This is a genomic window from Marinobacter sp., from assembly GCF_040904845.1.
Classification (GTDB): Bacteria; Pseudomonadota; Gammaproteobacteria; order Pseudomonadales; family Oleiphilaceae; genus Marinobacter.
Genome location: NZ_JBBDSR010000027.1, coordinates 1 through 9,911, shown reverse-complemented (window position 1 = coordinate 9,911; position 9,911 = coordinate 1). Strand labels below are relative to the sequence as shown.

7 protein-coding genes and 1 pseudogene are annotated in these 9,911 nt (G+C 58.6%); 6 read left to right on the top strand and 2 right to left on the bottom strand.

Features of this window, described 5'->3' with window-relative positions:
* Positions 1-168 precede the first annotated feature (168 nt).
* The 4 genes from WD429_RS02765 to WD429_RS02750 are packed head-to-tail and all read left to right on the top strand — an operon-like array spanning position 169 to position 3,509.
* Positions 169-843: a TetR/AcrR family transcriptional regulator gene (locus WD429_RS02765; RefSeq protein WP_368420648.1), complete on the top strand. Its 675-nt coding sequence runs from the start codon at positions 169-171 to the stop codon at positions 841-843.
* A gap of 59 nt (positions 844-902) precedes the next feature.
* The gene (locus tag WD429_RS02760; protein ID WP_368420647.1) at positions 903-1,409 is read left to right on the top strand and encodes a L,D-transpeptidase family protein; all 507 of its coding nucleotides are present in this window, start codon (positions 903-905) and stop codon (positions 1,407-1,409) included.
* A gap of 53 nt (positions 1,410-1,462) precedes the next feature.
* Entirely contained in the window at positions 1,463-2,704 is a 1,242-nt protein-coding gene (locus WD429_RS02755) for a mechanosensitive ion channel family protein (protein ID WP_368420646.1), read from the top strand.
* A 25-nt stretch (positions 2,705-2,729) separates the two neighbouring features.
* Positions 2,730-3,509 carry an S-methyl-5'-thioinosine phosphorylase gene (locus WD429_RS02750; RefSeq protein WP_368420645.1) on the top strand — a complete coding sequence of 260 codons (780 nt, stop codon included), beginning with the start codon at positions 2,730-2,732 and terminating at the stop codon, positions 3,507-3,509.
* Here the strand turns inward: WD429_RS02750 and WD429_RS02745 are convergent.
* Together WD429_RS02745 and mfd are read right to left on the bottom strand one after the other, a co-directional pair.
* Positions 3,490-4,167, bottom strand: coding sequence for a CsiV family protein (locus WD429_RS02745; protein ID WP_368420644.1), 678 nt, complete (start codon positions 4,165-4,167; stop codon positions 3,490-3,492). The genes WD429_RS02750 and WD429_RS02745 overlap by 20 nt on opposite strands.
* A gap of 53 nt (positions 4,168-4,220) precedes the next feature.
* Positions 4,221-7,727 carry a transcription-repair coupling factor gene (gene mfd, locus WD429_RS02740; RefSeq protein WP_368420643.1) on the bottom strand — a complete coding sequence of 1,169 codons (3,507 nt, stop codon included), beginning with the start codon at positions 7,725-7,727 and terminating at the stop codon, positions 4,221-4,223.
* 223 nt (positions 7,728-7,950) lie between these two features.
* On the opposite strand from mfd, the gene WD429_RS02735 reads away from it, so the two are divergent.
* Both WD429_RS02735 and WD429_RS02730 read left to right on the top strand, forming a co-directional pair.
* On the top strand, positions 7,951-9,420 hold the full coding sequence (locus WD429_RS02735) for a glyceraldehyde-3-phosphate dehydrogenase (RefSeq protein WP_368420642.1): 1,470 nt from the start codon (positions 7,951-7,953) through the stop codon (positions 9,418-9,420).
* Positions 9,421-9,747: 327 nt separating this feature from the next.
* Positions 9,748-9,911, top strand: a pseudogene (locus WD429_RS02730) (NADH:ubiquinone reductase (Na(+)-transporting) subunit A); the annotation flags it as partial.

Here is a 9,911-nt window from a genome sequence, read left to right as displayed (position 1 = left end):
CGCTGCCACCAAATCCCACTTCCCTCTGGATTCCCATACTCTGTGTCCCCTAACACCCTCGACAAAGGGTGGGAGTCGGTGGCGGCATCGCCAGGGCAGAGAGCTTGACAATACTGTGTCTCAAACGTATGTTTCAAACAGACGTTTGCTAGAGGCATTGAAAACAATATGGCGCAGTCTGATACCGTTGATCGCATTCTGGACGCAGCTGAAGAACTGTTCGCTGACCGTGGGTTTTCTGAAACCTCACTGCGAATGATCACCAGCAAGGCTAAAGTAAATCTGGCGGCTGTCAATTACCACTTTGGCTCCAAGAACGCGCTGATTCATGCCGTGTTTGCCCGCTTCCTGACGCCCTTTTCGGCAACACTGGAAAGCGCCTTCAATGATCTTGAGCAGCGTTGTGATGGTCACCCGCCAACCCTGAACCAGACGCTATGGGCGTTGACCGAAAGCGCCGTGCGTATGCCTCAGCGAAATGAGCAGGGCATATCCATCTTCATGCGCCTGCTCGGGCTCGCTTACACCCAATCCCAGGGCCACCTGCGCAAATTCCTCGAACAGGAATACAGCCAGCCTTTCAGCCGATTCATGCGTCTGCTCAAAGACGCTACTCCCCAGCTGTCCGCTGTTGATCGCTACTGGCGTATTCAGTTCATGCTCGGCGCGACTGCCTTCACCATGTCCAGCAGCGATGCGCTGAGAGACATCCTTCAGAACAAACTGGGGGTGGAAACCACGGTGCAGGAAATTGCCGCGCGGTTGGTGCCGTTTCTGGCGGCGGGCATGCAGGCGCAGGACACCATGCTGATGCCGTCGTTCAGCGAAGCGCCAGTTGCCTGAGATGTCCCCGGTCGGTTAGGCTTCAGCTCTGATCCATGCTGGCCAGAGCGCTGCTGACTATGACCGTTCAAGAGGCGGATTGCCCCCGCATCCACATAAATATTGCCGCTCAATCCCTGGTGCTGTTCGGTGCCGGCGGTCATCGCCTGTTTGAAAGCTCCGTTTCCACCGCCCTGAACGGTTTGGGCGAAGCGCAAGACAGTGGTCGCACGCCCCGGGGCTCGCATTATGTCCGCGCCAGGATCGGCGGTGGCCTGCCAGAGGGCACCGTGTTCGTCGCCCGCCGTCCAACCGGCGAAATCTACGCGTCGGAACTGGCCGCGCAGCATCCCCACCGTGACTGGATTCTTACCCGCATTCTCTGGCTGTGTGGTTGTGAGCCGGGAAAAAACCGCGGGGCCGGGGTCGATAGTTTCCGACGCTTCATATACATTCACGGCACGCCGGATACAGAGCCCATGGGCGTGGCAAAATCCCACGGCTGTATCCGCATGCGCAATGCTGACGTAATCGCACTGTTCGATCTGGTCGAAGCCGGTACGCTGGTTCAGATCGACGAGCGCTGAATGTCGTTGTCAGTCGCGACTCACTATAAACAGAACTGACCACCGGAGTGTTCATGATCGGAGAACTGCTGGCTACGTTGAATGGCTGGATCGAAAGCTGGGGTTTATTATCCGAGAGCTGGCGTGCGGGCATCGTCGTATTTGCCCTGGTTTCTGGAACAGCGACGGTCGCTTATCTCGTCAGTTTTATCATTGGTGCCGTCGAAAAGCGATTCACTAAAACCAAAAATCTCTGGGACGATGCCGTGCTGCATGCGGCCAGAAAGCCAGCGGTAGCGTTTGTCTGGCTCCAGGGCGTGTATTGGGCAGCGGAAATCGCACACCGCTACTCGGAAGCGGACATTTTCTCGGCCAACAAGACATTGCTGCAGATTGGCTTTGTCTGGGTTCTGGTCTGGGCTCTGCTGCGGCTGGTGAAGGAGCTCGAGAACATCCTCACCTCGCCATTGAAAATGGAAAAGCCGATGGATTACACCACGGTGAATGCCATCAGCAAGCTCTCCCGTGCAGTGGTCATCATCACCGCTGTGTTAATCGCCATGCAATCTCTGGGCTACAGTATTTCCGGCGTGGTGGCGTTCGGTGGTGTCGGTGGCATTGCCGTTGGTTTTGCCGCCAAGGATCTCCTGGCCAACTTTTTTGGTGGTTTTATCATTCATCTGGACCGGCCATTCAAGGTCGGTGACTGGGTGCGCTCGCCAGACCGGAATATCGAGGGAATAGTCGAGCACATTGGCTGGCGACTGACCACAGTCCGTACTTTTGACAAACGCCCGCTCTACGTCCCCAACGCCACGTTTACGACAATCGCAGTGGAAAACCCGTCCCGCATGAGCCACCGCCGTATTTCGGAAACCATCGGTATCCGATACGCCGATGTGCGTGGCATGGCGACCATCGTGCAGGAAATTCGCACCATGCTGGAAAATCACGAGGATATCGAAACGGACGAGACCCTCATCGTGAATTTCCTGGCGTTTAATGCGTCGTCGCTCGACATCATGGTGTACACCTTCACCAAGACGGTCCAATGGGTGAAGTACCACGAGGTGAAGCAGGACGTGCTGTTAAAGATCAGCGACATTATTGAAAGCCACGACGCCGAGGTCGCCTTCCCGACCCGCACATTGCATGTGGCGGATAGCGTGCGGCTGGCCGCGGAAACCGGTAAGTCCGGAGCAGTCGAGGAAGACGAAGGGCCAATCGAGAACGACGATAAGGGTTCAGACAAGTCCCACTCTTCACAGCGCACCCGCCAAGGGTCAGCGGCCGAGGCGACCGGTGACGGTGACTGAGACGGTATACAGAGAGAACGCATCAATGAGCAACGCAGCATCTGCCCCGGTGGGCATTATTGGTGGCACCGGCCTGACCACTCTGTCGAGCCTTGAGATCACCGGAGAGCGTGAGGTGGAGACGCCCTGGGGTGCGCCGTCTTCCATGCTTGTGGAAGGCTGCCTGGGCGATCAGCCAGTCATTTTCCTGTCGCGCCATGGTAACCCCCACCGTATTCCCCCGCATCAGGTGAATTACCGGGCCAATCTGTGGGCGCTGGAAAACGCCGGCGTCAGGACCGTCGTGGGCGTGAATGCGGTCGGGGGTATTCACCCGGCGATGGGGCCGGCTCATGTGGTGATTCCCGATCAGATTATTGACTACACCTGGGGGCGTGGCAGTACCTTTTACGAAGGCGAGCTGGACGCCGTCACCCACATCGATTTTACCTTTCCCTACACGGAATCCGCGCGGGCCACTGTCATTGCGGCGGCCAGACAGCAGGGTGTGCCTGTCTCGGATTTCGGAGTGTATGGTGCCACCCAGGGCCCAAGGTTGGAGACCGCAGCGGAAGTTGCTCGTCTGGAGCGGGACGGCTGCCACCTGGTGGGCATGACCGGCATGCCGGAAGCGTCGCTTGCCGCAGAGCTTAAACTGAATTATGTCTGCCTGGGGCTGGTGGTGAACTGGGCGGCCGGGAAATCCGATGACATCATTACGATGGCGGAAATCGAGGCCGCGATTGAGCAGGGCATGTCCGGGGTAAAGCGGATACTGGCGGCGTCAATGAGTCAGCTTGGTGGTCTCAGCCCTCGATCCGCTTGAAGAACACCAGCACGCCGATGGTGGGGGAGTCCAGGAAGTGAACTTCCTCGCTGCGCATGCGGCGCGTTTCCCGTATCCAGGTTAACAGCTCCGCCCGGGAGGCAAGGGCGGCGGGCCCTTGCTCCTGGATCGGATACACCGACGACTCCGACGGCTGCCAGTGGTTCAGGTGCACGCCTACGTGGAGATAACGCTGACGATCAATGGTGATGTGACCTTCCACTTCGCGGTGGCCCGCGTCCGCGAGCCAGTCGCCAATCTCGACCCGCATGGGTTGTCCCTCATAGTCTGGCGGGTAGGATTGATACCAGCCGGCGGACATCAACACCCGATAACGGCCGCTGTTTTCGAGCCGCTGTGCCGCAGAACGCAAGTGAAGTTCATTATCCGGTGCCAGGCTGAGGGAGCTGTCAATGCTGCCGTCTTCACGGACGACGGTCATCCTTTGGGAAATGCCGTCGATGGTTTCCGGTACGCGACTGGCCATGCGCTCGCGCACGTTCTCGGGCTTGACGATGCGTTCCACAATGACGATCTCGGCCCGGTAATAGTTGTCCCGCTGGGACTGCGCCTGTGCCAGCAGCGGCACGAGCATTAGCAGGGCAGTGGTGGCGGTGATCAGGGCCTTTCCGGGCAGTGCATAACCGGGCGTTCGCAAGGGCTTTACTCCACTGTGTCAGTTGCTGTGGTTTGTTGGGCAGAGCCTGATAATCAGGTGTTCAACTGCCCGAGCATGTCGGAAATGCCGTCGAGTTTACCACCGGTTGAGTCATCCTTCAGCCGGAACCGGAAACTGTTGGCCCCTTCAAGGCGATACTGGTCCGGTGCGGATTGCACTTTTTTAACCAGAACGAGAGGATCAACGGGTGTTGATGTGCCGAATTCCAGCCTGGCCCATTCCTTTCCGGCGTCGATCTTGACGATGCCAAGGGCTTCCGCCTGCAATCGAAGTTCGGTTTGCCGGATCAGATTTTTCGCCGGGTCCGGTAATAATCCGAAGCGGTCGATCATCTCAACCTGAAGTTCTTTTAATCCCTCTTTTTGGTCAACGCTGGCGATGCGCTTGTACAGCATCAACCGGTTGTGCACGTCCGGCAGGTAATCGTCTGGAATCAGGGCCGGGATGCGCAGGTTCATTTCGGTGCCGTGGCTCAGGGGCAGGTCGGCGTTAGGCGTGCGGCCCTCGCGGATGGCCTCGACGGCTTCATCGAGCAGTTGCATGTACAAGGTAAAGCCAATGCTTTCGATCTGACCGCTCTGCTCCTCGCCCAGCAATTCGCCGGCTCCGCGGATTTCCAGATCGTGGGTGGCGAGCATGAATCCGGCCCCCAGGTCCTGAGCTTCAGCAATCGCATCCAGGCGCTTTTTGGCATCGGCAGTGATTGAGCGTGGTGGTGGCGTTAGCAGATAGGCATAGGCCTGGTGGTGTGATCGGCCAACCCGGCCCCGTAACTGGTGTAGCTGGGCCAGGCCGAACTTGTCGGCGCGATCAATGATGATGGTGTTGGCGCTGGGCACGTCGATGCCGGTTTCCACGATGGTGGTACACACCAGCACATTAAAGCGCTTGTGGTAGAAATCCGACATGATCTGTTCCAGTTCCCGCTCTCGCATCTGGCCGTGGGCGACGCCCACCCGTGCTTCGGGAATCAGCGTGCGCAGGTCGTCGGCGGTTTTCTGGATGGTGGCCACGTCGTTGTGCAGGACGTAGACTTGTCCGCCCCGCAGAATTTCCCGCAGGATGGCCTCCTTGACCATGGCGTCGTCTCGCTGCCGCACGAAGGTTTTCACCGACAGCCGGCGCGCCGGGGGCGTGGCGATGATGGACAGGTCCCGCAGGTGGCCCATCGCCATGTTCAGGGTGCGGGGAATCGGTGTGGCGGTGAGCGCCAGCATGTCCACTTCGGCCCGCAATGCCTTGAGCTTTTCTTTTTGCTGCACGCCGAAACGATGCTCTTCATCGATGATCACCAGCCCCAGGTTCTTGAACTTGACATCGCCCTGAAGCAACTTGTGAGTGCCAATGACGATGTCTGCCTTGCCGGCTTCAATGGCGGCCATGGCCTTGCTGGTTTGCGCACCGCTGCGGAAGCGGCTGAGCAGTTCAATATTGACAGCCGTATCGGAAAAGCGGTCGCGGAAGGACTCGTAATGCTGTTGTGCCAGCAGGGTGGTGGGTACCAGTACGGCCACCTGTTTGCCGGAAAACGTCGCCATAAACGCGGCGCGCATGGCCACTTCGGTTTTGCCGAAACCGACATCGCCGCACACAAGCCTGTCCATCGGGCGTTCGCCGATCATGTCCTCAAAAACCGACTCAATCGCGATCTGCTGGTCCGGCGTTTCCTCGAAGGGGAAACCGGCAGAGAAGGCGCGGTAGGCCTCCTTCGGGTCTTCAAAGGAGAAACCTTTGCGGGCCTCACGGCGGGCGTAGACGTCCAACAGCTCGGCGGCGGTGTCGCGGATTTTCTCCAGGGCTTTCTGTTTGGCGGTGCTCCAGCGCTCGGTACCAAGCTTGTGCAGCGGGGCGTGCTCGGTGTCTGAGCCAGCGTAGCGGGAAATCAGGTGCAGGCTGGACACCGGCACATACAGTTTGGAGCCGCCAGCGTACTCCAGCATCAGGAATTCGTTGGCGTCACCTTCCACGGTAATGGTCTCCAGCCCCTGGTAACGACCCACGCCGTGATCGATATGCACCACCGGTGCACCGATTCGCAGCTCGGACAGGTCGCGGTAGCCGGAATCATTCAGTTCCGTCGGTTTTTCACGACGCCGGCGTTGCAATACGCGCTCGCCGAAAAGCGCGGTTTCGGTGATCAGTGCCAGGTGTTGTTCCGGCAGTACTACGCCCTGTTCCATCGGGGCGATGGTGATGCCCAGGTGGCAGCTCGGGGTGTCCAGGAACGCCTGCCAGCTATCCAGTGTGGTCGGCCGGACGTCGTGGTCGGACAGATTGTCGATCAGCGCCTCGCGACGGCCAGAAGACTCGGCGCACAGCAGCACGCGGCCACTGAATTCCTGCACAAAACGTTTCAAGCGCGCGGCGGGGTCGGCAGCGCGACCGTCCATCGCGACATCGGGGAGGTCGCCCGTTGCGCAATTTCTGGTACCCGCCCCGTCGACCTCGCGTGTGGTCATGGTGACCCGGGCAAAGTGCTTCAGGTGCCCGAACAGTTCTTCCTGCTGAAGGAACAGTTCGGTGGGTGGCAGAATAGGGCGCAGTCGATCATGACGGCGATCCTCGTGCCGTGCCCGGGTGTCGGTATCAAAGTGTGAGACGGCGTCGTTCAGGCCATCTGCGGTGAATACCTGGGTGCTTCCCGGCAGGTAATCGAACAGTGTGGCGGTGTCGTCGAAAAACAGCGGAAGATAGTATTCAATGCCTGGCGGTGTTATGCCGTGGGTAACGTCCTGATAAATCGGCGCGTCTTTGTCGGCGTTCGGAAAATGCTCGAACCAGCGGTTGCGGAAACCGGACCGTGCCTCTTTGTTCCACGGGAATTCGTTGGCAGGCAGCAGCTCTATCCGTTCGATACGGTCGATGGAGCGCTGGGTTTCCGGATCGAAGGTGCGCAGGGTTTCAATCTCGTCATCAAAGAGGTCAATGCGGTAGGGCTGAAGGGCCCCCATCGGAAATATATCGAGAATGGCCCCACGAACCGCGTACTCGCCATGTTCGTAAACGTTCTCGGCGTGCCGGTACCCGGCGGATTCCAGCTGCTGTCGCCAGCTATTAATGTCGAGAATCTGGCCCACTTCCAGGAACAGGGTGTTGCCCTGCAGGTAGCTCACCGGAGGAAGCCTGTGCATCAGCGTGCGCGCCGGCACCACCAAGACCCCGTGGCGTGTGGAGGGCAGGCGATGCAGCGTTCGGATACGGCGAGACGTGATGTCCTGGTGCGGCGAAAACAGGTCGTAAGGCAGGGTTTCCCAGTCCGGCAGGGAAAGCAGTTCAAGGCCTGTTCCGGTGACGGCTGCGCCATCTTCCTCTGCAGGCAGTCCGAGGTAGAAGCGCATGGCCTGTTCCAGGCGAATGGCGTCATCGGTGCTGCGGGTAATAACCAGTGTCAGGCCGTTATGCTGGCGGGCACTCTCGCAGACAGCCATGGCATCACTGCTGCCGTGCAGATGGCCCCAGCGGCGATGGTCACCGGCTTTTGTCGGAAAGTCCGGTGCTACCAGGGCAGGGACGTGTCGGGAAGAGGCTCCGTCGGTCATGGGCGTTCTGAATCTCCTGCTGTGTGAAGTCCGGTGCGGTGAGGCGCGTATTCTAACGCTCCCATGGGCCACTGTCATGGCGAAGGCCGCGGGCACGTCGCGATTCTCATGCCGTTATGGCTGGGAAAGTACGTACGGATTGGGCTGGCGTATTTGCGGTCTGGCATTTTAAGTTGGATAATATGCACCCAATTTTCCAAGTGCCAACTGCAGAGGTTCAAGCGTGAGTCACGAACAGATTAACCAGCACCTGTCTAACTGGACCGAGAGAGAATCCACGGCGGAAGCGATGATTCCGCTGATCGGCCGTCTGTACCGCAAGAACAATGTGGTCACCTCCGTTTATGGTCGCGCCATCATTAACCAGTCGGTCATCGGTATCATTCGTGCTCACCGCTTTGTCCGTCAGGTGGAAGACAGCGAGCTGTCCGTTCACGACACCCTGCCCATCCTGCTGGCCATGGATAAGATGGATCTGGGTCGCGCCCACGTGGATATCGGCAAGCTGGCGGTCAAATTCAAGGCCGAGGGCGGATCGCTGGAAGAATTCCTTGATCGCGAGATCGGTTCGGTCGCGGGGCAGTATGCCGCCCAGTCCGAGGAAGACGCCGGCAATGGTACCAAAGATGTGGTTCTGTATGGTTTTGGTCGCATCGGCCGCCTGCTGGCCCGCATCCTGATCGAGAGGGCCGGCGGTGGCAACAATCTGCGTCTGCGCGCGATTGTGGTTCGCCAGGGTGGTGCTGAGAACGACCTGGAGAAGCGCGCCAGCCTGCTGCGTCGCGATTCGGTGCATGGGCCTTTCGATGGCACGATCACCGTGGATGCGGAAAACTCGGCGCTGATCGCCAACGGCAATTACATCAAGGTGATTTACTCCAAGGGTCCGGATCAGGTGGACTACACCGAGTATGGCATCAACAATGCCATCGTGGTTGATAATACCGGTATCTGGCGCGACGAAGAGGGTCTGGGCCTGCACCTGAAGTCGAAAGGCGTGAGCCGGGTCATGCTCACGGCACCTGGCAAGGGTGACATCAAGAATATCGTGTATGGCATCAACAACGACTGGATCACCAAGGAAGACAGGATCCTCTCGGCGGCTTCCTGTACTACCAACGCCATCACCCCGGTGCTGAAGGCCATCCATGATGAGTACGGCATCGAAGACGGTCACGTAGAGACAGTGCATTCCTACACCAATGACCAGAACCTGATTGATAACTACCACAAGGGCAGCCGCCGTGGCCGCAGTGCCGCGCTCAACATGGTGATCACCGAGACCGGTGCCGCCAAAGCCGTTGCCAAAGCATTGCCGGAACTGAAAGGCAAGCTGACCGGTAACGCGATTCGGGTGCCGACGCCGAACGTATCGATGGCCATTCTCAATCTCAACCTGAAAAAGGATGTGGACGTTGAAGGGGTCAATGAATACCTGCGCGAAATGGCGCTGCACTCGGAGCTGCAAAAGCAGATCGACTTCGTCAACTCCCCGGAAGTGGTCTCCACTGACTTCGTGGGTTCCAAACACGCCGGTATTGTCGACTCCCAGGCGACCATCGCCGGCGGCAAACGCCTGATCCTGTACGTGTGGTACGACAACGAATTCGGCTACAGCGCTCAAGTGGTTCGCTGCGTTAACCAGATGGCTGGCGTGACCTACCCCATCTTCCCCAAGCGCACCCGCGACTGATCTTGTCCTGAGAAAGTCTGGAAACCCCGTCGGTTGTGCTGGCGGGGTTTCTTTTTGGGTGGGCAATAACCGCCTGCGTGTTACGTTACGGCACAAAGTCCGCCGGGTTTCTGGTGGAAATCAGATGACTTAATCTCTATAATTGGCGCGATTTTGGGTACGTCTGGCACCCGCTTCTCATCTTTCCCTGTAGTCGAATACCCGGCGGGTTCTGGTCCGGGTATGTTCGCCTCTTAGCCAAACCGGGGCACTCCGGATAGGAATCTGGGCCGCAGGGGTCGGGCGTTACAAATCCATAGATTAGTTTCTGATGAATGGATAAGGCTAATGATCAAGATCAAAAAAGGCCTGGATCTTCCCATCAGCGGCGCTCCTGAGCAGACTATCACTGAAGGCAAACCCGTTCGCCACGTGGCGTTGATCGGTTTTGACTACAACGGCATGAAGCCGACGATGGCCGTCCGCGAGGGGGACGAAGTGCGCCTGGGACA

Excerpts from the sequence above, each read along its gene's own strand:
- WD429_RS02765 (WP_368420648.1), top strand. The coding sequence starts at position 169 with ATGGCGCAGTCTGATACCGTTGATCGCATTCTGGACGCAGCTGAAGAA.
- WD429_RS02760 (WP_368420647.1), top strand. The coding sequence starts at position 903 with ATGACCGTTCAAGAGGCGGATTGCCCCCGCATCCACATAAATATTGCC.
- WD429_RS02755 (WP_368420646.1), top strand. The coding sequence starts at position 1,463 with ATGATCGGAGAACTGCTGGCTACGTTGAATGGCTGGATCGAAAGCTGG.
- WD429_RS02750 (WP_368420645.1), top strand. The coding sequence starts at position 2,730 with ATGAGCAACGCAGCATCTGCCCCGGTGGGCATTATTGGTGGCACCGGC.
- mfd (WP_368420643.1), bottom strand. The coding sequence starts at position 7,727 with ATGACCGACGGAGCCTCTTCCCGACACGTCCCTGCCCTGGTAGCACCG.